Here is a 21870-nt window from a genome sequence, read left to right on the forward strand (position 1 = left end):
AAGCCCCATGGCGAAGCCCCATGGCGAAGCCCCATGGCGAAGCCCCATGGCGAAGCCCCATGGCGAAGCCCCATGGCGAAGCCCCATGGCGAAGCCCCATGGCGAAGCCCCATGGCGAAGCCCCATGGCGAAGCCCCATGGCGAAGCCCCATGGCGAAGCCCCATGGCGAAGCCCCATGGCGAAGCCCCATGGCGAAGCCCCATGGCGAAGCCCCATGGCGAAGCCCCATGGCGGGGGAAGCGACCGAGGTACTGGTATGGCCAGACCCGTGCCCAGCGAAGTGGTGGCGGGCGTGGGGCGGGTTGACCTCGAAGATTCACTCCATTGCCGATGGGCCGGGCCGCAAGCTGGGCACCGTCGTGAGCCGGGGCGGGGCGCTGACATCCGGGACCTTCTGGTCCTGCTCGGCCGCATCCGTATACCCCGGCCTGGCGGCATCGGCCGACGACGAGGATTGCAGTCCGGCCGCCAACCGGGTGCTGCATCGCCGCCCCGCCGGCCGGCCGAAGGCCGATACGGGGGGCCGGGCACCTGCCGTCGACCGGGGTCGCTAGATCGAACGCCTGATGAACCGGCGCGAGCAGTACCGTGCCGGGGTCAGCCGATAGGACAGGCTGCGCAACCAGATCGCCGGCATCGTGATCTGGTTGCGCGCCCGGCTGGGCCGGATCATGGCCTAGGTGGAGTCGGTTAGCGGGGGGTGAAGTGGGGGGTCCAGGTTTCGGTGGGTTCGGGTTCGCGGTAGTCGGTGAGGGGTTGGAAGGTGGTGCCGTCGGTGCTGAGGAGGACGAGGCGGCTGCGGGTGGGCTCTTCGCAGCCGGTGGGATCGTCGATTTCGCAGGCCCAGGCCACGAGGTGGTCGTTGTCGGCCCAGGCGGAGAGCTCGATGACCAGGTGGTCCTTGGTGGCGCGGATCGGGGTGAGCTTGCCGGTGGTGATGTCCTGGACGCCGGTCCAGGCGCGGTCTTCGGAGGCGTTGACGGCCAGGCGGCGGCCGTCCGGGGAGCGGCCGGCCGGTTGGTTGGTGGTGTGCGCGGGCTTGGCCGCAGAGCGGCCCTGGAGGTCAAGGTAGGCGCGTTCGCCCTCGAAGCCGGTGGTGTCCCAGAGGAGGGCGCCGTCGGCGGTCCACTGCAGGTCGGCGCCCCGCCCGTGGCCGGAGGTGTCGGCGGACGCCTGGATGAACCGGGACTCGTCCGTCTCCGGATCGAGGAGCAGGAAGCCGGTGCGGCGGGCCGTGGATCCGTTGCCTGAATCGTCGGCGTCGGGGTCGGCATCGTAGACCGTCAGCAGCAGGCGCTTGCCGTCGGGTGACCACTTGACCGAACTCGGCCGCTGGTCCAGGTCGAGCCAGCGCACGTTGCCGCCGGAGCGGCCGGTGATGCCGACCCGGCGCGCGCCGAACTTCTCCAGCACCGCGACCTGGCCGCCGCCCGGTGCGACGTCGAGGTAGGTCCACGGGGTCTTGCGGTAGCGCCCCGCGGCGTCGTCGTAGAGGTACCACGTCGAGCGGACCTCGGTGCGGTCACCGCCGATCTTCTGGGTGGTGGTGACGTCGTAGGCGAAGACGGCCACGTTTTGTGCCGCGATCAGGCGGCCCTCCGGGGGCTCGACGTCGGGGTCGGCGCTCACCGCGAGGTCGCGGGCCTGGCCCGGCGAAGCGGAGGACGAGGGCGGTCCGGCGATCACCGTGACCGGGTCGGACGGCGAGCCGCCGCCCGCGAGCGCGCCGGGCACCACGATCACCGCCGCGACGGCCGCCGCGACCGCTCCCGCGAACGCCATGACCGTGCCCCGGCGCCGCCGGGAACGCCGCCGCATGGCCCGGCCCGCCAGGTCCGGCGGAATCTTCGACTCCTCCGACCACTCGCGCAGGACCTCCTTCAGAACGTCTTCGACGGTCATGCGGTCGCCTCCCCGAAGATCGTGTAGGGGTCGTCGAGAGCCCGTAGCTCCGGTGACAGCTCACGGAGCCGGGCCAGGGCGCGGTGCGCGGTGCTGCGGACCGTGCCGACCGTGCAGCCGAGCTGCGCCGCCACCGTGGACTCCGGCAGGTCTTCGAAGTATCGGAGCACCAGCACGGCGCGCTGCCGGGGGGTGAGCCGGGCCAGCGCCCGCCGGACGACGATCTTCAGCTCAGCGCTGTGCGCCTCGTCCGGCCCGGACGTCTCGGGCGGCTCGGCCACGGCCATCTCGTTGCGCCGCCAGGCCAGCCGCCACCAGGAGACCTGCTGGCGGTACATCGCCTGCCGGACGTATGCCTCGGGCGACTCGATGGACCGCCACTTCGCGAAGGTGCGGGCCAGCGCCGACTGCAGCAGGTCCTCCGCCGCGTGCTGGTCACCGCCCGCGAGCAGATAGGCCACGCGCATGAGAGCGGGCGAGCGCGCGGTCACGAACTCGCGGAACGCCCTCTCGGCGTCGTCGTCCACAGTCAACCTCCACAGTGCGGTACGCCCTCGGCGGCACGCCCCTCAGCGCCACGCCTTCAGCGCCACGCCCCTATAGACGCGATGGCGAGCCCGCCGCTATGCGGCCCACTGCAAAGAAATCTCAGAGACCGGCCCCGACCGCCCCGACCGGCCCCCGCCCCCGGTGAAAAGGCGTTGCCGCCGTGAAGCACCCCTGAATACCGTCTGTCGGACGAGGTTACGCGGCCCGGAGACCAGGAGGTCCCATGCACAGCCGAAAGGTCGTACGCACCGCTCCGCTTCCCGGCCCCACCGGCTGACAAGCAGGCACTGACAAGCACGCGGCTCCCGGGAGGGGAGCGGTCTTTCGTTCGTCCGGACCGTTCTTCTTCTCTTCTTCTGCGAGGAGTCCTCTTTTGCGTGCGCGCGATCGCGCCCCCCAGGCCGGTACGGCCAAGCTGGGCGCCGATTTCCACAAGCTGTGGACAGCTTCCGCGATCTCCAACCTCGGCGACGGCGTCGGCTCGGTGGCAGGCCCCCTGCTCGTCGCCTCGCTGACCGCCGACCCCGCCCTGGTGGCCGGGGCGGCATTCGCCGGGCAGCTCCCCTGGCTGCTGTTCTCCCTGCTCAGCGGCGTCTACGTGGACCGCGTCGACCGGCAACGGCTGATCGTCGTGGTCAACCTGCTGCGCGGGGTCGTCATGTCCGCCCTGGCGCTGTCCATCGCCTTCGACGCCGTGACCATCCCGCTGGTGTACGCGGCGTTCTTCCTGCTCGGCACCGGCGAGACGCTGGCCGACACGGCCTCCCAGGCCCGGCTGCCCGCCGTCGTCCCTGACGAGCTGCTGCCCGGGGCCAACGCCCGCCTCGGGGCCACGTTCACGGTGGTCGACCAGTTCGCGGCCAAGCCGCTCGGCGCGTGGCTGTTCGTGGCCGGGACCGCGCTCGCGTTCGGCGTCAACGCCCTGACCTTCGTGGCCTCGGCGCTGATCGTCGCCGCGATGCGGCCCATCCCACGCCCGGCAGCAGACCGGGAGCCGAAGCGCTCCGCCGTACGGCACGACATCGCCGAAGGCGTGCGCGCGCTGTGGGCCAACGGCCTGCTGCGCGCCCTGGCGCTGTGCTTGGGCGCGATGAACATCGTGTTCTGCGCCGCCTTCTCGATCTTCGTGCTGTACGCGCGGGACCGCCTCGGCCTGTCCGGACTCGGGTACGGCACGCTGCTGACCACGTTCGCCGTCGGCGGCCTGATCGGTACGTCGGTCGCGAGCCGCCTGGCGGCCAGGTACGGCGCCGCCGCCCTGCTCCGCGCCGGGCTCGTCGTGGAGTGCGTCACGCACCTGACGCTCGCCCTGACCACGAGCCCCTGGACGGCGGGCGCGATCCTGATCGTCTTCGGCGTCCACACCATGGTCTGGAACGTGGTGGTGAACACCGTACGGCAGCGCGCCGTCCCCGACCGGCTCCAGGGCCGGGTGGTCAGCGTCTACTCGCTGATGGACCTGGGCGGGGCCGCGCTGGGTTCGCTGCTCGGCGGCCTGTTCGCCCAGGCCCTCGGCCTGACCGCGCCCTTCTGGATCGCGTCGGCGTGCATGCTGGTCGTCACGGTCGCCGCCTGGCGGCCGTTCCGGGCGGCGACGACCGTTACGCGCCCTGCTCCGAGAACACCTCCACCAGCCGGCTGAACGCGTCGCCGCCGTGCCCCGCGTCGATGGCCCGCTGCGTGCTCGCCTTGATCGCGCGCACGACGCTCACATCGATCCCGCGCTCCTCACCCGCGTGGATGATGTGGTCGAGCGTGGCGGCGTTGGAGGTGATGGCGGACCCTTCCGACGGGTGGTGGCGGGAGTCCACCGGCTCGACCGCGGTGTCGATCATGATCGGCATCAGGTGGCCGATCCCCGCGGCGAACGGCGCGAAGTCCTTGGCCGTGATGCCCTCCGCCCTGGCCAGCGCGAAGGCGTGCATCAGGCCGGACATGCTCGTCCAGAACAGGTCGAGCAGCGCCAGGTCGTAGGCCGCGGCCCGCCCGGGGTCGGTCCCCAGGTGGGTCGCGGTGCCGCCGAGGACGTCCAGGACGGGCTTGTGGGCCTGGTACACGTCCGCGGGCCCGCTGTAGAGCAGGACGGCGGACGGCCCGCCGATGGTCGTCGTCGGCGTCATGATCGCGCCGTCGAGGTAGTCGATGCCGTGCGCCGCCGCCCACTCCGCCGACCGCCGGGCCCGCCCCGGCGTGTCGGCGGTGAGCTGGACCAGCGTGCGGCCCTTCAGCGCGCCCGCGATCGGGTCCAGTACGGCGTGCGCGGCGTCGTAGTCGAGCAGGCAGACGATCACGAGCGGGCTCGCCGCGACCGCCTCGGCGGCCGTCGCGGCGCGTACCGCGCCACGCGCGACGAGGTCGTCCGCCTTGCCCGGCGTACGGTTCCACACCGTCGTCGGATGGCCCGCCGCGACGTAAGCCCCGGCCAGCGCCTGCCCCATCGGCCCCAGCCCGATGATCGTGACGGGCGCGCGGTCACCAGTGGCCATGTCGAGTCCCCCTGATAGGTACGGATGAAGATGTCCCTGCCAGACTCCCGACGCGGTGCCTCAGCCGCAAGTACCCACTATTAAGTCAGATACCCACCTTTTGGTAAGTGCCCGCGACGGCCGGATGTGGACAGCGCGCCAACCCCGGGGGCAGCGAGAACGTCAAGCAGTCGTCGGCTGAGTAACCACCCGGATCACCTCAGCCACCACCGCAACCGCAACCGCAAGAACCTGGCCGCCGGAATCCCACCGCTTGGAGACATTCGGTGAACCCATCCGAGCACTCCCGCCCGCCGCGCCTCACCACCGGGCTGCTCATCGCGTTCCTGGTCCTCGGTGTCGTGGGCTTCGTCATCGTGGCGGTGCTGTACTGGCACGCCGCGTCGGAGCCCGCGGATTCGGCCCCGCCGCGGCAGCCCGTGCTCACCACGCCGCAAACGGCCCGTTCAGCGGCGGACGGACTTGCGGTAGGCGTCCAGTACGTCCTGCCGTAGCAGGTGGCCGAAGCCCGCGCGTTCCAGGCGCAGGCCGAGCGCCGCCACGTCCGTGCCGAAGGCCGCGGCGGTGTCCGGCAGGTTCCAGTCGTGCGCGGCCAGCCTGGTGAGCAGGTGACCGCGCCTGACCTGCGCCTCCGACAGCCGGAACGTCTTCAGGTAGGCCAGTCGCCCGGCCTCGTCGGTGATCGTCTCGCCGATGTGGTTCTCCCGCCGCCGCTCGAACGTGGGCAGGAACCGCCGCAGGGTGTACGGACCGAGCCGGTACACGCGCGTGGCCGTCACGGGTCCGGACGTCAGCCCGGCGGCCATCACCGTGTCGTGGAACCCGGCCCACTCCCGCTCCAGCCGTACGGCCTGCGCGCGCAGATCCGCCACCGACGACACCGCGCGCTCGTCGATCGCCGCGTCGAAGGAGGGCGCGGAGTGGAAGAGCGCGTACTCGTAGATCAGCTCGCCGTACAGGTCGCGGATCAGCGTGGGGTGCAGCGCCCGGTAGTCCTCGGGGTGCGGTACGACGAAGGCGGCGGCCAGCGCGTCCGCGACGTACAGCAGCAGCCCGCACTGCCCGGGATGGAACTCGAAGACCCGCAGCGCGTCGTCCAGCCCGCGGATCTGCGCGCCCGTGTACGCCTCCTCCGCGCGCGGCGACAGACCGCGGGTCACCGCGTGCCGCGAGTACTCCTCCCAGGCGATCACCGGCCCGCCGAAGTGCAGCGCCAGGTAGCCCTCCAGGGCCAGGTGCAGCGGCAGGAAGCGCAACCGGCCCTTGTCCTCCCTGCGGACCATCCGCCGCCAGGTCCTGATCGCCAGGTGCTCCTCGGCGGGGCCGAGCGAGGTGCCGTAGGAGGCGGCGGGTGAGCCGTCGCGGGTCCACGACGCCACGAAGGCGTGCGGGACGTACGCGATATAGCTGGACTTGTCGGGCAGGTCGACGATGGACACCTCGTCACCGAGCACCGTGGCGTCCAGCCGCAGGTCCTCGATCGGGCGCTCACGTACCAGCGGCACCAGCCGTACCGCGCCCCACGTCTGCGCGGGCCGCGTGACCAGCCCGGCCAGGTCGATCCCGGTCATCGCCGCACCGCCGCCGCCCGGTCGGCCAGGTACGCCCGCAGTTCCGCGGACCCCGTACGGCCCAGCGCGAACGCCGCCAGCTCCACCAGCGCCGGAAGGTCCTCCGCGTCGCGGATGCCCACCGTCGGCACGGCCGGCGACAGGCGGCGGACCTCGAAGCGCTCGGCGTCGTAAACCGGATTCAGGTGGGTGATGGCGACCTCCCCCGCCGGGTCCAGCCTGCGCCGCCACACCCGCAGCACCTCGGCGGCCAGACCGGGCGGCGCGTTGTCCCAGCCGTCCGACACGATGACCAGCCGGTCCGGGTGGTCGTCGAGGGCGTCGATGATCCGCAGGCCGAGCGGCGTCGGCCCGGCCGGGCGCGCCAGGATCGGGTCGGCGCGCCCGCTGAGCCACCGCGCCCGGTACTCCCCCGCCAGCGCCTCCAGCAGGTAGTGGCAGGCGAGCGCGACCGCGAGCGGGCGGCGGCGCTTCACCGGCGAGCCGTACGACGAGAAGCTGTCGTCCAGCACGGCCGTCAGCCGCCCCCACGTACCGCGCCGGGGGCCCGCCGTACGCGCCGCCGAGGCGCGCAGCGCGCCCGTCAGCTCCGCGCGCCGCTCGATCCTGGTCGAAACGGGCAGCGCGAGCACGTAGGAGGCCAGCCGTACCAGCGGCATGGCCGCCAGGTCGGCCGCGGTGTCCACACCGTCGCGCGCCGCTCGCCCGGCCAGCCGCAGCCGTTCCAGCCTGGTCATCCGGTGCGCGATCCGGTCGAGAAAGACCTCCCGCGCGATCCCGCGCCGCGCCGCGAACCCCTCCGCGACGGTGTACGGCAGGTCATAGAGCGCCTGCGTCTCATAGTGCGCGCGCCGCCACTTCTCCAGGATCGGCGTCTCGAACCGGGTACGACGGGCGGGCGCGAACAGGAAGTCGCCCAGCTCGCCCGGCGGCCGGAAGTGCGCGTGCCGCATCGCGGCCTTGAGCGCGGTGCGGTACTTGACGGCGTCGAACGCGAGGTCGGGCCGCGCGGCCAGCCAGTCGCGGATGATCGCGCGGGTGCGGCGGTTGTTGGTGCCGTCCCCGCGGAGGTCGCGGAACAGCCGGTACGCCCGCGGCGGGCTCATCCGGGCGAGCCGCCAGGCGATCAGCTCGCCGTCGCCGCCCTGCTCGCGCAGCACGGTACGGATGATCAGCGCGGCGTTGTGGTCGTTGATGTCCAGCGCGAGGGTGGCCGCGTAGAGGTCGGGATAGTTGCCGTGGATGTAGCGGTGCAGGAAGTCCAGGGACAGCCGCTGGGCGTGCCGTCCGTCGCGAAACTCCCGCTGGCCGGTCGCGCTGATCGCCGCGTTGGCGAACAGCAGTACGTCCTCGGACTCGATCAGGTCCGCGAAGGTCTCGTCCATCGGCTCCCCAAGGGTGGCGATCGGCCGGGGAATGAGGGAGCGAACAGCGAAAACATCGTTGTACAGACGGGTTCCGGAAGTCGCACCGGAGTCCCGCGGCCGATCTGAATTGCGACCATAGCAGGGCCATTCCGGCATTACGCACCGATTTTCGGGGGGCCGTAGGGGTCGGGTCAGGGTCCATGTACGTGGATTCCCTGATACCCGCGACCTGCGTTAAGTGACACAGTGAAGTCGCTCGACAACTCAGCGTCCACAGTATGGGGGCATCATGAACGTCCGCAGAACGCTCCTCGGTTCGGTCATCCTCGGCGCGGCTCTGCTCGCGCCCGTCAGCGCGGCGGGGGCGGCGCAGGCGGCGGAGATCACCGCGGCCCAGCCGGTGGCCGCGGTCGCCGCCGCCAAGGCATGCAAGAAGGAGTGCAAGGAGGGCTTCCGGGTCGGCTACCGCGACGGCTACGCCGACTGCCTGGCCAACACCGACCGCAACCCGCGCAGCCGTCGCGGCTTCGGCGACTGGGTGCGCGGCTACGAACTGGGCTACGAGCGCGGCTTCCACGCCTGCTGAGCCCGGCTGAGCGGCGGAGGGCGTGGACCGCGCCAGGCACCAGCCACGCCCTCCCAGCTCAGAGATCAGCAGGTCAGAAGAGGGTCAGCGGCTCGATGGGCTCGGTGTCCGGCAGCGGTTCCAGTTCGGGCACCCGCGCCCGCACCTCGTCGTGGAAACGGCGGGCGAGTGGCAGCGACTCGGTGTTGTCGGGGGTGTGGATGAACACGGTCGGGCTGCGGCCCTCCCGCAGCCATCCGGTCACCGTCTCCACCCAGTACTTCCAGCCCTCCACCGTCAGCTCGCTGTCGTCTCTGCCGAGGTAGCGGATGATCGGCCGGTCGGTCAGCGCCCGCGACCGGCGCGGCACACGCGGCTTCTTCGACCAGGCGTCCCGCTCGGCGTCGCTGGTCGGCCGGCCGCTGAACAGGGCGACGGTGTCGAACGGCACCCACTCGGCCCCCACCCCGGCCAGCACGCTCTCCAGCGCCCGCGCGGCGCGCTCGTCCTCAAAGAAGACCCGGTGGCGCACCTCGACGGCATAGTGGAGGTCGCGGGGCGCCCCGCGCAGGAAGGCGGCCAGCACGCCGAGGTCGGACGGGCCGAAGGAGGGCGGCAGTTGCACCCAGTACGCGTGCGCCCGCGGACCCAGCGGCTCCATGGTGTCCAGAAACCCGCGCAACTCCTCGTCCACGCCGGTCAGGCAGCGCACATGCGTGATCGTCTTGGGCAGCTTGACGATGAACCGGAAGTCCTCGCCGGTCTGCCCCGCCCACGACCGCACGGTGTCCTTCGCCGGGGTGGCGTAGAACGTGGTGTTCCCCTCCACCGCGTTGCACCAGGTCGCGTACGCCCGCAGCCGCTCCCCCTGCGGCAGCGGATGCGGAAGGTACCGCCCCCGCCAGGGCGCATGACTCCACATCGCGCAGCCCACATGAAGACGCATACTCCGACGCTATCCGCTGTTCACCCGCTATGCGGGAGAATGCGGAGATGGACGATCTCACGCCGGTGCGGGAGGTGGCCGAGCGTTTCGGGGTGCCGATCTCGACGCTGCACTACTGGGAGCGGCGCGGCCTGCTGACGCCGCACCGGCGGTCCGGGCGACGGCACTTCGACACCGAACAGCTCTACCGGGTCGCACTGATCAAGCTGCTCCGGGAGACCGGCCTGATGTCCATCGAGGAGATCGACGCCCTGCTGCACCGCAGCGGCGGCACCGCTCCCTGGCAGGACACCGTCCACGGCCGCATCGCCACCCTGGACGCCCACCTGACCCGCCTCCAGACCGCCCGCGACTACCTCACCCACCTCCTCACCTGCTCCCACGGCGACGCTCTGGAAAAATGCCCCACCTTCCGCGCCACCGTCCCCCTCCCCCTCTGACCCGCCAGCGGGCATTAAGTACGGCAAAAACACCTATACCGTCAATTGGGATTAGCGCCGGAATTTCGCCCTACACACCGGCCCGAATGCAATGAGCTGGCAAACTAGGCCCTCACCGAATAGGGGAGGGGCCACGCAATGGCGGGAAAGACCGCAGACCCGTCGGAGCATACCGACAAAGACATCCGGAAGACCCTGCGGCACTGGGTGAGCCTGGGGTGGAGCCTTCGTCGCGAAGGTCATGGCTTTCGGCTGTACTGCCCTTGCCAGAACATGTGTACGACCATCCCAGTGGGGAGCACTCCTGCCAACCCTGGACGCACCATCCGGTGGATCAACAATGCCGCTCAACAGTGTCCAAAAGATGCGGATGACCCCCGAAGGGCACTTACCGGGATGGATCACTAATGATGCAGGGAGCTGTTGACGAACGTCAACAACACTGCGACCCTATGTGCAGGGAGGCGTGATGGAGTATGAGTTCCGCTTCGTGGTAGAGGGTGCTTCCGTCGATGATGTGGCGGCCGTTGAGGCCCTGGAGCGTGGGCTTGACGCCATGCTGTTCCGGGGCGGCGGGCTGGACCTTGTGGAGATCGCCGCCGAGGGGGCCGATGCGTTCGACGCGGCGATGCGTGCCGCCGGGCGGATCGCCGAGCAGGTGCCCGGCCTTCGGCCGATGCGGCTGCACCGGGATCTGGTAGGGATACCGGAGATCGCCGAACGCGCCGGGACGACTCGCCAGAACGTGCATCTGTGGATGACCGGCCAACGGCGGCACAGCGCCGCATTCCCTTTTCCCAAGCCCGAAGGAACCGCCGGTCGCGCTCAGGTCTGGTTGTGGGTAGAGGTCAATTCATGGCTCGAACACCAAGGGATGGACGATGGTGTGAATCGGCCCTCCCGGAATGAGATCGCCGATATCGACTCCGCGTTGAATCGCGGCTTCCACCATCAGTGCCGCCCCGTCACCGAGAGCGGGGCATGGTCAGGGTCGCGGTGAGGGCGGCCAGGGTGAGGAAGGCGGCGGAGATGAGGAAGGCGATGGTGTGGCCGCGGGCCAGGGCGGCGGGGGCGGCCGGGCCGAGGGGGTGGGGGTGGGTGGTGGCCCAGGTGGAGGCGGTGGCGGTGGAGATCATGCCGAGGGCGGCGAGGCCGATGGCGCCGCTGGTCTGGCGCACGGTGTTCAGGAGGCCCGCGGCCAGGCCGTTCTGGGTGGCGGGGACGCCGCTGGTGGCGGCTATGGTGATCGGGGTGAAGGCCGCCGCCGTACCGAAGCCGAAGATCCCGCCCGAGACCACGACCGTCAGCGTGTAGGACCCGTCAACGCCGAGGAAGGCCGCCACGCCCAGTGCGCCCGCCGCGCCGATCAGGCAGCACGCGGCGGTCGTGCGGCGCGGGCCGAAGCGCAGGGTGAGCCGTCCGGCGGTTTGGGCCCCGGCGAACATCGCGACGCCGACCGGCAGGTACCCCAGGCCCGCCTGGAGCGGCGACCAGCCGTGGACGTCCTGGAGGTACAGCGACAGCAGGATCGGGCTGGCGAAGAACCCCAGCCCGAGCAGGAACATCACCACGTTGCCGCTGCTCACCGCGCGCAGCCGGAAGACGTCCACGGACAGCAGCGGCTCGCGGGCCCACCGCGCCTGGTGGACCACGAAGATCGCCAGCAGCGCGAGCCCGCCGCCCAGAACGGCCCGGCCGCCGGCCTGCTGGACACCGTATGACACACCGGTCAGCCCGGCGGTGGCCAGTACCGCGCCCACGAGGTCCAGCCGGGGACGACGGCCGGGCGCGTCCTGCCCGGGGAGTCCGCGCGCCGCGCCCACCAGGCCGAACACCCCGATCGGTACCGTCACGAAGAACACCCACCGCCAGCCCGCCCACTGGGTCAGCACTCCGCCGATCACCGGCCCGGCCGCCGCGCCGACCGCCCCCACCGCGCTCCACGCGCCCAGCACCCGGGCCCGCCGTGCCGGTTCCGTGAAGGTCGCGGTCAGCAGGGACAACGTCACCGGCCCCAGCAGCGCCGCGCCGAGCCCCTGCGCCGCCCGCGCGGCCAGCAGCGCCTCCGGGCCGGTGGCCAGCCCGCCCGCGACCCGGGCGACGGTGAAGATCGTCATCCCGGTCAGCCAGACCGCCCGCCGTCCGAACACGTCCGCGCACCGGCCGCCGAGCAGCAGGAACCCGGCGAAGGTCAGCGTGTAGGCGTTGACCACCCAGGGCAGCGTGGCGGTGGAGAACCCGAGCGAGGCGCGGATGCCGGGCAGCGCCACGGACACGATCGTGGCGTCCAGGATGACGACGAACGACCCGGCACAGGCCAGCGCCATCACCAGCCGCTCCCGCCGCCGCACTCCGGCCTCGCTCACGTTTCCCCCCGAACGCCTCAGACGGAAACCTTCGCAACTCAACCCGGGTTGAGCACAAGCCCTTGTGACCGACGCGAAGCGGAGCCCCTTGCAGTCATTTGACGTACGCGTCGGCCCCGCGATGGCGGCCAGGCTTGCCTCAAGGGACGATTTTCATCGTCCAGCCTCGGACAGGAGGAGGATGAGCGTGAAACGTTCGGTTTTGACGGTGGCTGTCGCATTGGCACTGGCCGTCGGCGGCACCGCTGTCACGGCGCCGCCCGCGTCGGCCGCCACCACCGTCACCACGCAACACACCCAGGGCCAGTTCGACAACAACCCGGGAAACGGGGCCGAGTCGTGGGTCTGGGTCTGGACCAACGCGCCGCTCGGCGGCGGGATCGAGTGGCAGTACTACGACGGCGCCACCGATTCCCTCTACACCTCGAATGGCACCGCGCAGAGCCTCAGCCCGTCGAAGGACATCTGGCGCGCTCGGGCCTGGCATTACATCAGTACCGAGGTGGGGGCGGTGAAGAAGTTCGGCCTCTGGAGCTGAGTGTCGGGTGACGGCATCACTGGCCGTGTGCCTCTGATGTAGCCGCCGCGCCCAGCCGTACCGCGCACATCGGACGGGTTCTGCGCTGGTAGGACAGCGCGGCGGCGACGCCCCCCCAGCCCCGAGACGCCGAAGGCGAGCAAGCCGACGGCGACCGGCCAGGACGAGGGTCCACCGCGGCCAGACCTGGCTCCACGGCCCGGTCATGGCCGGCATCAGGAAGGCCGCCGGCAGGCCGAGCACCCCGGTGAGGTCCAGCCCGTACCGGACCGGCCAGGCCATGAGCCCCTCGCCGGTGTCCGTTCCGGACCGGTCCAGCCGCCGAACTCGGCCACGCCCACATCCTGCCGGCCTTGTCCGGGCGTCCCCCGGCGAGCTAGTGTGACCAATGACTGGATTTCTTAATTGGTCAAAGGACGGTACGGGATGGATGAGCGAGCGGACCGGATTCTCGACGCGGCACGCGGACTGATCCTGCGCCTGGGTTACCGCAAGGTCACGGTGGAGGACATCGCCGCCGCGGCCGACGTCGGCAAGGGCACGGTCTATCTGCACTGGCGCACCAAGCACGAGCTGTACGAGGCGCTGCTGCTCCGCGAGTCCATCTGGCTGATCGAAGACCTGATCGCGATGCTGCGCCGCGATCCTGCCACCGTCCGTCCGAGCACGTTCGCCCGGGAGTCGTACCTGGCCACCGTGCGCAGGCCCCTGTTGTTCGCGCTGTTCAGCGGCAACGTGGAGTACCTGGGCAAGCTCACCCGCCACCCGCTGCGCAGTCACGACCTGCTGGCCTCCGACCGGTTCTTCGCGGTCGTGGACCGGTTCGGGCTGACCCGCACGGACATCCCGCACCGGGAGCACACGGTCAGTGCCGTGTCGGCGTCCTTCTACCTGCTGGAGGCCATCAACCCGGACACCTCGGCGCTCAGCGCCGAGGCCAAGGCCGACGCCCTGGCGTTCACCATGCGCAACGCCTTCGAACCCGCGGGCGAGCCCGCCCCCGAGGCGCTGGCCGCCGCGGCGGCCGAGTACATCGCCATTTTCGAAGAGCTGATCCCGCCCTACCGCAAGTGGATCTACGACTGAGGAGACCGATGGCCCACATCAGCGAGCGGTACGCGTTCCCGCAGGACAAGTGGTGGCTGCACGGCCGCAGGCCGGAGGCGCCGGTGGTGCTGGAGGCCGACACCGGGGTGTGCCACGTCTACGGATATCCCGAGATGCAGGAGGTGTTCGCCGACCCGGCGACGTACTCCTCCGACATCACGCGCATCATGCCCGAGACCGGCGACACCATCTCGCTGGAGGGCTTCCTCACCCAGATGGACCCCCCGGAGCACGGCAAGCTCCGCAAGCTGGCCAGCCACGCCTTCACCCCGAGGGTGATCGCCGGGCTCGAACCGGCGATCACCACCCTCACCGGCGAACTGCTCGACGCCGTGGCGGGCCGGTCCCGCTGGGAGCTGGTCTCCGAGCTCGCCTACCCCCTCCCCGTCATCGTCATCGCCGACCTGCTGGGGGTACCCGCAGGCGACCGCCCGCTGTTCAAGAAGTGGGCGGACGCGATGTTCGAGACCGACCAGAAGATCTCGCTGGCCGAGGAGGACCTGCGGCCGAACGACGGCGGGGCGTCGCTCCAGGCGTGGCACGAGCTGACCGCGTACCTGGCCGGGCACACCGCCGACCGCAGGCGCAACCCGCGCGCCGACCTGCTCACCAAGCTGGTCGAGGCCGAGGTGGACGGTGAGCGCCTGCCCGACCAGCAGGTCGTCAACTTCGCGATGGTACTGCTGCTCGCCGGGCACATCACCACCACCATGCTGCTCGGCAACACGGTGCTGCTGCTGGACGCCCACCCGGAGCTGCTGGCCCGGGTACGCGAGGACCGTTCGCTGGTCCCCGCGGTGATCGAGGAGTCGCTGCGGTACCTCACGCCGTTCGCCGGGCTCACCCGGATCACCAACACGGAGGCGAAGCTGGGCGGCGTCACCATTCCGGCCGACCAGTTCATGATGATCTGGCCGGGTCCGGCGAACCGCGACCCCCGGCAGTTCCCCGACCCGGACGTCTTCGACCCCTTCCGCGACCCCAACCCGCACGTCGCCTTCGGCCGCGGCATCCACTTCTGCATGGGCGCGCCGCTGGCCCGGCTGGAGGGACGCGTGGCGCTCAACCTGCTGCTCGACCGCTTCCCGGAGCTGCGCGTCGATCCGACGGACGTCCCGGAGTTCCTGATCGCGCCGACCATGACCGGCGTGCGCAAGCTCCCCATGGCCTGACGCGAGCCGAGAACGTCAGAAGACGTTCTTCAGGAACGGCAGCAGCGCCTCCGCCGTGCGTTCCGGGTGGTCCGACATCGGGTAGTGGCCCGCGCCGTCGATCACGACGGCCTGGCCGCGCAGCAGCGACGCCTGGGTCCGGGCCTCCGCCGCCGGGTCGGGGAAGTCGGGGTCCTTGGCCCCCATCAGCACCAGGGCCGGGCAGCGGACCTCGGAGAGCACCTGTTCGGCGTCCGGCGCGCGGTTGAGCAGCATGGCGCGCATGGCCTCATGCCGTTCGCGGTCGCGCAGCATGGCGACCAGCTTCGCGCGGTGCGCGGCCAGGTCGGCGGGCTTGGCCGTGGGGTGGGCCATTTTGTAGTACAGGCTCCACAGCCGCGGCGAGGCGGCGATCAGCCGGACGAGCGCGCGGAGGGCCGCGTTGAGCGGGATGGCCCGGATGAACCCGTCGATCGGGACGATTCCGGCCACCCGCTCGGGTGCGTCGGTGGCGGCGCGGACGACGGCGCCGCCGGAGTAGGAGTTGCCGAGCAGTACCGCGCCGGGCGCGTCCAGTACCTCCAGCAGGGCGACGACGTCGCGGCCCACCGCGGCCTGGGAGTAGTCGTCCCATCCGGCGGACGACTCCCCGTGGCCGCGCAGGTCCATGGTCACCACCCGGTACCCGGCCTCGACCAGCAGCGGGCGCAGCCGCCGGTACGCCTCGCGGGTGTCGCCCAGGCCGGGCAGGCACACGACGAGCGGTCCTTCGCCGGCGGAGTCGTAGGCCAGGCGGCCGCCCGGTACGTCGACGAACATGTCGTGGCCTTCCTTAGCTGAGGACATCGACGGCGAGACCCGCCACGAGCAGGAGTGACATCACGGCACCGGCGACCAGCGCGCGCCGGGTGTCGGTGGCGCGGCGGCGTACCGAACGGAAGTACAGGACCGCGCCCGCCGCCAGCAGGACGCCCTCGATCACGGCCGTGGCCCACGGGGTCTGCCACAGGCCGAGGCCGAGCAGCGGCAGATCACCGGCGTTGCCGGGGAGCAGGGGCAGGTCGGCCCGGTGGACCAGCAGGTCCAGCAGCCAGTGGCTGAACACCAGCGCGCCGAGCACCAGTCCCGGTTTGCGGCCCCAGCGCCACGCGGCGACGCCGCCGTACAGGGCGGACAGCAGCAGCGCGCCGAGCAGTGAGTGGGTGTAGCCCGCGTCGATCAGCGCCTCGCCGTAGGTGCCGGAGGTGACGGCCCGGAAGGACTCGACGCCGCCCGCCATGTACAGTCCGATGAAGATCACGTCGAGGAACTGCGTGGCCAGCATCAGCGACCACAGCGGTACGCGGGGTTCGGCGGCCTTGACCGCGGCGGCCACCCCGAAGTGTCCGACGAACATCAGCGGCCCTCCCCCGGCTCGCGGGTGGCCCAGCGGTCGAGCCAGCCGCACAGGCCCACGAACAGCAGTAAGAAGATCAGAGCATCCACCGGTCACTCCTTCGATCGCCCGGTGGTCCGACGGTAGGCAGGCAGGGCGTCCGTGCGGTATCAGACAATTGACTGGCGAATCATCTGAAAACGTTAGATTCCGATCATGCTGCGGGGCAGAGAACGTGAACAGGCACAGATCGAGGCGCTGATCGCGCACGCGAAGGAAGGTCAGAGCGGCACTCTGGTCCTTCGCGGCGAACCGGGCATGGGCAAGTCCGCGCTACTGGACCATGCCTCCCATGCCTCCCATGCCTCCCATGCCTCCCATGCCGCCCGCGCCGCGCGGGAGGGCGGCCTGCGGGAGTTGCGCGGCACCGGCGTCGAGACCGAGGCCGAGCTTCCCTTCGCGGCGCTGCACCTGCTGCTCCGCCCGGCCCTCGACCGGATCGGCGGCCTGCCCGCGCCGCAGGCCAGGGCGCTCGCGGGGGCGTTCGGCCTGGCGGACACCGGCACCTCCGCCGAGGACCGCTTCCTGATCGGCCTGGCCGCGCTGTCCCTGCTCACCGAACTGGCCGAGGACGGCCCGCTGCTCTGCCTGATCGACGACGCCCAGTGGATGGACCGCTCGTCGGCCGAGGCGCTGCTGTTCGCGTCCCGGCGGCTGCACTCGGAGGGGATCGCGATGCTGTTCGCGGCCAGGGAGGGGTTCGACTCGCCCGGCGTGCCGGAACTGCGCATCGAGGGCCTTCCCCGGCGGCCCGCCCTCGAACTGCTCCGCGACCACGCACCCGGGCTGGGGCCCGCCGCGCGGGAACGCGTCCTCGCCGCGAGCGGCGGCAACCCGCTGGCGCTGATCGAACTCCCCCGGATGGCCGACGCGCTGCGCGATGACCTGCACGATGACGGGGAGCCGCTGCCGCTGCCCCGCCGCATCCAGGACGCCTACGAGGCCCGCATCGCCGTACTTCCGCCGGACACCCAGACCCTGCTGCTGATCGCGGCCCTCGACGACGCCGGGGACATCGGCGTCGTGGTCCGCGCGGCCGAGGCCCTGGGGGCGGACGCGGGCGCGCTGGGCCCGGCCGAGCGCGCCGGGTTCCTGTCCACCGCGGGCGGGCGGCTGGCCTTCGGCCATCCGCTGATGCGTACCGCGGCGGCCCGGCGGGCGGCCTACGACCAGCGCGTCGCCGTACACCGGGCGCTGGCGGACACGCTCGGCGGCGAACAGGACGCCGACCGCCGCGCCTGGCACCTGGCCGCCGCCGTACCCGGCCGGGACGAGACCATCGCCGCCGCGCTGGAAGGGGCGGCGGGCCGGGCCCGCGAACGCGGCGGCCACGCGGCGGCGGCCGCGGCCCTGGAACGGGCCGCCCGGCTCACCCCCGCCCTGGCCGAACGCGCCCGGCGGCTGGCGCTCGCGGCCGAGTCCGCCGCCGACGCCGGAGCCCTGGAACAGGCGCAGGTACTGGCCGACCAGGCGCGGCGGCTCTGCGACGACCCGCAGACCCGGGCCAGGCTGGCGGGGCTGCGCGGGCGGATCGCGTTCGACCGGGGCGCGGTGCACGACGCCCACCGCATCCTGCTCGACGGGGCCGCCTCGATCGCGGACCTGAACCGCGCGGGCGCGGCGCTCCTCCTGCTGGACGCCGTCCGCAACGCCTGGTACCTCAGCGACCCCACCGCCCTGGCCGAGGCCGAGGCCCGGCTCGGCGCCCTGCCGCTGACCCCGCAGGACGGGCTGGACGGGTTCACCCGCGCGGCCCGCGCGATGGCCGACTTCCTGGCGGGCGACCTGGACCGGGCGCTGCCGCCGTTCCGCGAACTGATCGCGGTGGCCATGGCGATCCCGTCCGGTGGGGCGGCGCTGCGGATCAGCATCTGCTCGCTGGCCGGGATCTCCGGCGACTTCGACAACGGCCTGGCCATCGCCCAGTCGGTGATCGAGGAGTGCCGGGCGGACGGCCTGATCGGGCTGTTGCCGCTGGCCCAGGCGGTGCTGGCGATCCACCAGATGTACCTGGGCCGGTTCCGCGACGCCGTCACCACCGCGGCCGAGGGGCGGAGGCTCGCCACCGACATCGGCCAGACCCACCGCGTCGCGCACTTCGAGAGCGTGATGGCCATGGCCGCCGCCGTCCGGGGCGCCGAGGACGAATGCCGCGAACTCGCCGAACGCACGATCGCGCACGTCGGCCTGCACCCGGTGATGACGCTCGTGGGCTGGGCGGAGTGGGCGCTCGGGCTGCTGGACCTCGGGCTGGGCCGGTTCGAGGTGGCGCTGGCCCGGTTCGACACCGCCGCCCGGGGGCCGCTGCGGCACCAGATCATGCCGATCTACTTCGCGCCGGACCAGATCGAGGCCGCCGTCCGGCTGGGCCTGCCGGACCGGGCCGCCGGGGCGCTGGCCCGGTTCGAGCCGTGGGCGACGGCCGCCCGCCATCCGTGGGCGCAGGCCGTGCTGCACCGCTGCCACGCCCTGCTCGCCGATGACGACGCCACGGCGGAACGCCACTGGCACCTCGCCGCCGAGGCCCACGCCGACGCCAACCGGCCCTTCGAGCGGGCCCGTACCGACCTGCTCCACGGCGAGTGGCTGCGCCGCGCCCGCCGTAAGAACGAGGCTCGCGCCCACCTGCGCGCCGCCCTGGAGACCTTCGACCGCGCTGGCGCCCACCCCTGGTCCGAACGCGCCCGCGCCGAACTCCGCGCCGCCGGCGAGACCGTCACCGCCGGCGCCCCCGACCTGATCGCCCTCCTCTCCCCGCAGGAACTCCAGGTCGCCCGCCTGGCCGCCACCGGCGCCACCAACCGCGAGATCGCCGCCCAGCTCTTCATCAGCCCCAAGACCGTCAGCCACCACCTCTACCGCGCCTTCCCCAAACTCGGCGTCACCACCCGCACCGAACTCGCCCGCCTGGACCTCCTCTGAGCCACCTGGCGGGGCAGGGGGCTAGGGTGCGCGGCGTAGAGGTCGTCCGGGGAACGGGGAAGAGATGAAGATCACGATTGTGGCCGCCACGGGTGGCGTCGGAAGGCATCTGCTCGGGCAGGCGATCGATGCCGGGCATGACGTGACGGCGGTCGTGCGCAATCCGGCGAAGCTGGACCGGGAGGTCCGGCACGTGACCACCGATCTGGGGCGGCCGGACGCGGCGGCGTTAGAGGCCGCCGTGGCGGGGGCCGACGCGGTGCTGTCCGGGCTGGGGTCGGCGCCCGGACAGGAGGGCGTGGCGTGGCGGGGGACGCAGGCGATCGTGGACGCCATGCGGGCGCAGGGCACGCGGCGGATCATGGCGATCAGCGCCGCGCCGGTGGCCGGCGTGTCCGCCCCCGGCAGGCCCGTACCGCGGCACGCGCCCGGCGAGGGGCCGATCATGCGGAACGTCCTGACCCCGCTGCTCAGGACGATCCTGCGCAAGGAGTACGCCGACCTCGCCCGCATGGAGGCGGTGCTGGCCGGGAGCGACCTCGACTGGACCGTCGTACGCCCGCCGCAGCTCACCGACAAGCCCGCCACGCACGCCTACCGGACCGCGCTCGGCGCGAACCTGCCGCGCGGGCTGAAGATCTCCCGCGCGGACCTCGCGCACGCCATGCTCGGCATGCTGACCGACCAGAATACGATCAAGCAGTACGTCGCCGTGGCGTACTGATCCACCGATCCGCACGGGTGCGACACGCCGGTTGGAGGGAGATCGTCACGAGCGTCCGGCTTCGTGATCAGACCGCCGCCCACCAGATCCTGAATTCCCTGTTCTCGTGCTCCCACTCGACATACTTTGAATCCCAGCACTGACCCGGGGAGACGAAGAACCGAAGTGACAAGGGAACACGAACGGACCGTCCTTTCGCGGATGCCCGCGCCGAAGCCACGCGTCGGCGCGGCGGCGGAGCGCGGGGAGCGCACGCTGTGGCGGGGCGGCCGGATACACGCGCCGGACGGCGGCAGCGCGATGCTCACCGAGGGCGAAAGGATCGTGTGGGTCGGCGACGACACCGGTGACGTGCCCGCCGCGCGCGTGGTGGAGCTGGACGGCGCGTGGGTGACCCCCGCATTCGTGGACGCGCACGTCCACGCGACCTCCACCGGCCTGGCGCTGTCCGGCCTGGATCTGACCGGGTGCCCGAGCCGGGCCGAGGCCCTGGCGCGCCTCGCCGCGCACGCCGCCGGGCAGCCGCACGGCACGATCCTGGGCGGCGGGTGGGACGACTCGCTGTGGCCGGAACGGCGTCCGCTCACCGCGGCCGACCTGGACGCGGCGGCCCCCGGCCGGATGATCTACCTGGCCCGCACCGACCACCACTCGGGCGCGGTGTCCTCGCCGCTGCTCGCCGCCGACCCCGAGGTGCGCGGCGACGCGGGCTACGACGACAGCGGCCTGCTCCGCCAGGCCGCGCACGAACGGCTGCGCGCCCTCGCGCACGCCTCGCTGTCGGCCGCGCAGCGCCGCGACGCCCAGCGGCTGACCCGCGCCCGCGCCGCCGCGCTGGGCGTCGGCTGCCTGCACGAACTGGCCGGTCCGGTGCTGTCCAGTGAAGACGACCTGGCGAGCATGCTGGACCTGGGCCGTACCGAGCCCGGTCCCGACGTGATCGGCTACTGGGGCGAGCTGGGCGGCACCGAGACCGCGGCCCGGCACGGCTGCGCCGGGGCGGCGGGCGACCTGTTCCTGGACGGTTCGCTGGGGTCGCGCACGGCGGCGCTCAGCCGCCCGTACGCCGACCGTCCCGGCGACACCGGCGCGCTCTACCACGGCGTGGAGGCCGTGGCCGCGCACATCGTGGCCTGCGCGCGGGCCGGGCTGCAGGCCGGGTTCCACGTCATCGGCGACGCGGCCGTGCGCACGGCCGTGGAGGGCTTCGAGGCCGCCGCCCAGGAGGTCGGCCTGGAGGTCATCCGCGCCGGGCGGCACCGCCTGGAGCACGTCGAGATGATCGACGCGGGCCTGATCGCGCACATGGCCCACCTGGGCGTGTGGGCGAGCGTGCAGCCCGCGTTCGACGCCTGCTGGGGCGGTGTGCACGGCATGTACGGCGAGCGGGTCGGCGCGGAGCGCGCGGCGGCGATGAATCCGTTCGCCTCGCTGGCCGAGGCGGGCGTCGGCGTGGCCTTCGGCAGCGACTCCCCGGTGACGCCGATCGACCCGTGGGCGGGCGTGCTCGCCGCGGTCCGGCACCACACCCCCGCGCACCGGATGACCCCCGCCGCCGCGCTGGCCGCGCACACGGTGAACGGCTGGCGCGCGAGCATGATGGACGACTGCGGGGTGCTGGCCGCCGGGATGCTCGCGACGTTCGCGGTCTGGGACGCGGCGGCCCCGATGGCCGACCTGGTGGACGGCAAGCCGGACGACGGTTCGGTGAGCGCGCCGGTGTGCGTCCGCACGGTGGTACGCGGGGCGACGGTCTATCAGCGCTCCTGACCGGCCCCGATTCGTTGTCATGCTCGCGAT

General features: G+C 72.2%; 21 protein-coding genes. 11 read left to right on the plus strand and 10 right to left on the minus strand.

The features are described 5' to 3' along the window. Nucleotides 1-551: 551 nt before the first annotated feature. The 3 genes from DP939_RS48965 to DP939_RS42445 are packed head-to-tail and all read right to left on the minus strand — an operon-like array spanning nt 552 to nt 2430. Nucleotides 552-674 carry a hypothetical protein gene (locus DP939_RS48965; RefSeq protein ID WP_263972385.1) on the minus strand — a complete coding sequence of 41 codons (123 nt, stop codon included), beginning with the start codon at nt 672-674 and terminating at the stop codon, nt 552-554. Nucleotides 675-691: 17 nt separating this feature from the next. Continuing rightward, nucleotides 692-1903 carry a hypothetical protein gene (locus DP939_RS42440; protein ID WP_113986516.1) on the minus strand — a complete coding sequence of 404 codons (1212 nt, stop codon included), beginning with the start codon at nt 1901-1903 and terminating at the stop codon, nt 692-694. Next, nucleotides 1900-2430: a SigE family RNA polymerase sigma factor gene (locus DP939_RS42445; RefSeq protein WP_113986517.1), complete on the minus strand. Its 531-nt coding sequence runs from the start codon at nt 2428-2430 to the stop codon at nt 1900-1902. The genes DP939_RS42440 and DP939_RS42445 overlap by 4 nt, the downstream gene beginning before the upstream one ends. Nucleotides 2431-2825: 395 nt before the next feature. On the opposite strand from DP939_RS42445, the gene DP939_RS42450 reads away from it, so the two are divergent. Further along, on the plus strand, nt 2826-4094 hold the full coding sequence (locus tag DP939_RS42450; protein WP_113986518.1) for an MFS transporter: 1269 nt from the start codon (nt 2826-2828) through the stop codon (nt 4092-4094). Here DP939_RS42450 and DP939_RS42455 read toward each other — a convergent pair. Next, nucleotides 4054-4938 carry an NAD(P)-dependent oxidoreductase gene (locus tag DP939_RS42455; protein WP_113986519.1) on the minus strand — a complete coding sequence of 295 codons (885 nt, stop codon included), beginning with the start codon at nt 4936-4938 and terminating at the stop codon, nt 4054-4056. The two genes, DP939_RS42450 and DP939_RS42455, sit on opposite strands and share 41 nt — an antisense overlap. 266 nt (nt 4939-5204) lie before the next feature. On the opposite strand from DP939_RS42455, the gene DP939_RS42460 reads away from it, so the two are divergent. Continuing rightward, complete coding sequence (locus DP939_RS42460; RefSeq protein ID WP_113986520.1) at nt 5205-5432, plus strand: hypothetical protein; 228 nt, start codon at nt 5205-5207, stop codon at nt 5430-5432. Here DP939_RS42460 and DP939_RS42465 read toward each other — a convergent pair. Together DP939_RS42465 and DP939_RS42470 are read right to left on the minus strand one after the other, a co-directional pair. Further along, nucleotides 5385-6509, minus strand: coding sequence for an ARPP-2 domain-containing protein (locus DP939_RS42465; protein ID WP_113986521.1), 1125 nt, complete (start codon nt 6507-6509; stop codon nt 5385-5387). The two genes, DP939_RS42460 and DP939_RS42465, sit on opposite strands and share 48 nt — an antisense overlap. Continuing rightward, the gene (locus DP939_RS42470; RefSeq protein ID WP_113986522.1) at nt 6506-7894 is read right to left on the minus strand and encodes a hypothetical protein; all 1389 of its coding nucleotides are present in this window, start codon (nt 7892-7894) and stop codon (nt 6506-6508) included. The genes DP939_RS42465 and DP939_RS42470 overlap by 4 nt, the downstream gene beginning before the upstream one ends. 271 nt (nt 7895-8165) lie before the next feature. Between DP939_RS42470 and DP939_RS42475 the strand changes: the two genes are divergently transcribed. Continuing rightward, nucleotides 8166-8462: a hypothetical protein gene (locus DP939_RS42475; RefSeq protein WP_113986523.1), complete on the plus strand. Its 297-nt coding sequence runs from the start codon at nt 8166-8168 to the stop codon at nt 8460-8462. 73 nt (nt 8463-8535) lie between these two features. On the opposite strand, the gene DP939_RS42480 is transcribed toward DP939_RS42475, so the two are convergent. After that, nucleotides 8536-9387 carry a DUF72 domain-containing protein gene (locus DP939_RS42480; protein WP_113986524.1) on the minus strand — a complete coding sequence of 284 codons (852 nt, stop codon included), beginning with the start codon at nt 9385-9387 and terminating at the stop codon, nt 8536-8538. 47 nt (nt 9388-9434) lie between these two features. Between DP939_RS42480 and DP939_RS42485 the strand changes: the two genes are divergently transcribed. Together DP939_RS42485 and DP939_RS42495 are read left to right on the plus strand one after the other, a co-directional pair. After that, the gene (locus tag DP939_RS42485; protein WP_113986525.1) at nt 9435-9827 is read left to right on the plus strand and encodes a MerR family transcriptional regulator; all 393 of its coding nucleotides are present in this window, start codon (nt 9435-9437) and stop codon (nt 9825-9827) included. A gap of 469 nt (nt 9828-10296) precedes the next feature. Continuing rightward, nucleotides 10297-10827: a hypothetical protein gene (locus DP939_RS42495; protein ID WP_147268360.1), complete on the plus strand. Its 531-nt coding sequence runs from the start codon at nt 10297-10299 to the stop codon at nt 10825-10827. Here DP939_RS42495 and DP939_RS42500 read toward each other — a convergent pair. Beyond that, nucleotides 10793-12193, minus strand: a complete 1401-nt coding sequence (locus DP939_RS42500; RefSeq protein ID WP_199565781.1) for a DHA2 family efflux MFS transporter permease subunit — start codon at nt 12191-12193, stop codon at nt 10793-10795. The genes DP939_RS42495 and DP939_RS42500 overlap by 35 nt on opposite strands. A 181-nt stretch (nt 12194-12374) precedes the next feature. Between DP939_RS42500 and DP939_RS42505 the strand changes: the two genes are divergently transcribed. From DP939_RS42505 to DP939_RS42515, 3 genes are all read left to right on the plus strand, one after another. Continuing rightward, on the plus strand, nt 12375-12731 hold the full coding sequence (locus DP939_RS42505) for a hypothetical protein (protein ID WP_147268361.1): 357 nt from the start codon (nt 12375-12377) through the stop codon (nt 12729-12731). A gap of 426 nt (nt 12732-13157) precedes the next feature. Further along, nucleotides 13158-13817: a TetR/AcrR family transcriptional regulator gene (locus tag DP939_RS42510; RefSeq protein WP_113986529.1), complete on the plus strand. Its 660-nt coding sequence runs from the start codon at nt 13158-13160 to the stop codon at nt 13815-13817. An 8-nt stretch (nt 13818-13825) separates the two neighbouring features. Further along, nucleotides 13826-15010 (plus strand): cytochrome P450, encoded by a 1185-nt coding sequence (locus DP939_RS42515; protein ID WP_113986530.1) that lies wholly within the window; start codon nt 13826-13828, stop codon nt 15008-15010. 15 nt (nt 15011-15025) lie between these two features. On the opposite strand, the gene DP939_RS42520 is transcribed toward DP939_RS42515, so the two are convergent. Then, entirely contained in the window at nt 15026-15808 is a 783-nt protein-coding gene (locus tag DP939_RS42520) for an alpha/beta fold hydrolase (protein ID WP_158578979.1), read from the minus strand. A 13-nt stretch (nt 15809-15821) separates the two neighbouring features. Continuing rightward, nucleotides 15822-16385 carry a permease gene (locus DP939_RS42525; protein WP_113986532.1) on the minus strand — a complete coding sequence of 188 codons (564 nt, stop codon included), beginning with the start codon at nt 16383-16385 and terminating at the stop codon, nt 15822-15824. 195 nt (nt 16386-16580) lie between these two features. Between DP939_RS42525 and DP939_RS42530 the strand changes: the two genes are divergently transcribed. The 3 genes from DP939_RS42530 to DP939_RS42540 all read left to right on the plus strand — a co-directional run bounded on the left by DP939_RS42530 (nt 16581) and on the right by DP939_RS42540 (nt 21840). Beyond that, the gene (locus tag DP939_RS42530; RefSeq protein WP_199565782.1) at nt 16581-19346 is read left to right on the plus strand and encodes a LuxR C-terminal-related transcriptional regulator; all 2766 of its coding nucleotides are present in this window, start codon (nt 16581-16583) and stop codon (nt 19344-19346) included. Nucleotides 19347-19410: 64 nt separating this feature from the next. Continuing rightward, entirely contained in the window at nt 19411-20070 is a 660-nt protein-coding gene (locus DP939_RS42535) for an NAD(P)-dependent oxidoreductase (RefSeq protein WP_113986534.1), read from the plus strand. Between the two features lie 201 nt (nt 20071-20271). Then, entirely contained in the window at nt 20272-21840 is a 1569-nt protein-coding gene (locus DP939_RS42540) for an amidohydrolase (protein WP_113986558.1), read from the plus strand. Nucleotides 21841-21870 lie beyond the last annotated feature (30 nt).

This window comes from Spongiactinospora rosea (assembly GCF_003315795.1).
GTDB lineage: Bacteria > Actinomycetota > Actinomycetes > Streptosporangiales > Streptosporangiaceae > Spongiactinospora > Spongiactinospora rosea.

Excerpts from the sequence above, each read along its gene's own strand:
- DP939_RS48965 (WP_263972385.1), bottom strand. The coding sequence starts at position 674 with ATGATCCGGCCCAGCCGGGCGCGCAACCAGATCACGATGCCGGCGATC.
- DP939_RS42440 (WP_113986516.1), bottom strand. The coding sequence starts at position 1,903 with ATGACCGTCGAAGACGTTCTGAAGGAGGTCCTGCGCGAGTGGTCGGAG.
- DP939_RS42455 (WP_113986519.1), bottom strand. The coding sequence starts at position 4,938 with ATGGCCACTGGTGACCGCGCGCCCGTCACGATCATCGGGCTGGGGCCG.
- DP939_RS42465 (WP_113986521.1), bottom strand. The coding sequence starts at position 6,509 with ATGACCGGGATCGACCTGGCCGGGCTGGTCACGCGGCCCGCGCAGACG.
- DP939_RS42470 (WP_113986522.1), bottom strand. The coding sequence starts at position 7,894 with ATGGACGAGACCTTCGCGGACCTGATCGAGTCCGAGGACGTACTGCTG.
- DP939_RS42475 (WP_113986523.1), top strand. The coding sequence starts at position 8,166 with ATGAACGTCCGCAGAACGCTCCTCGGTTCGGTCATCCTCGGCGCGGCT.
- DP939_RS42480 (WP_113986524.1), bottom strand. The coding sequence starts at position 9,387 with ATGCGTCTTCATGTGGGCTGCGCGATGTGGAGTCATGCGCCCTGGCGG.
- DP939_RS42485 (WP_113986525.1), top strand. The coding sequence starts at position 9,435 with ATGGACGATCTCACGCCGGTGCGGGAGGTGGCCGAGCGTTTCGGGGTG.
- DP939_RS42495 (WP_147268360.1), top strand. The coding sequence starts at position 10,297 with ATGGAGTATGAGTTCCGCTTCGTGGTAGAGGGTGCTTCCGTCGATGAT.
- DP939_RS42505 (WP_147268361.1), top strand. The coding sequence starts at position 12,375 with ATGAGCGTGAAACGTTCGGTTTTGACGGTGGCTGTCGCATTGGCACTG.
- DP939_RS42510 (WP_113986529.1), top strand. The coding sequence starts at position 13,158 with ATGGATGAGCGAGCGGACCGGATTCTCGACGCGGCACGCGGACTGATC.
- DP939_RS42515 (WP_113986530.1), top strand. The coding sequence starts at position 13,826 with ATGGCCCACATCAGCGAGCGGTACGCGTTCCCGCAGGACAAGTGGTGG.
- DP939_RS42520 (WP_158578979.1), bottom strand. The coding sequence starts at position 15,808 with ATGTTCGTCGACGTACCGGGCGGCCGCCTGGCCTACGACTCCGCCGGC.
- DP939_RS42525 (WP_113986532.1), bottom strand. The coding sequence starts at position 16,385 with ATGTTCGTCGGACACTTCGGGGTGGCCGCCGCGGTCAAGGCCGCCGAA.
- DP939_RS42530 (WP_199565782.1), top strand. The coding sequence starts at position 16,581 with ATGCTGCGGGGCAGAGAACGTGAACAGGCACAGATCGAGGCGCTGATC.
- DP939_RS42535 (WP_113986534.1), top strand. The coding sequence starts at position 19,411 with ATGAAGATCACGATTGTGGCCGCCACGGGTGGCGTCGGAAGGCATCTG.
- DP939_RS42540 (WP_113986558.1), top strand. The coding sequence starts at position 20,272 with ATGCCCGCGCCGAAGCCACGCGTCGGCGCGGCGGCGGAGCGCGGGGAG.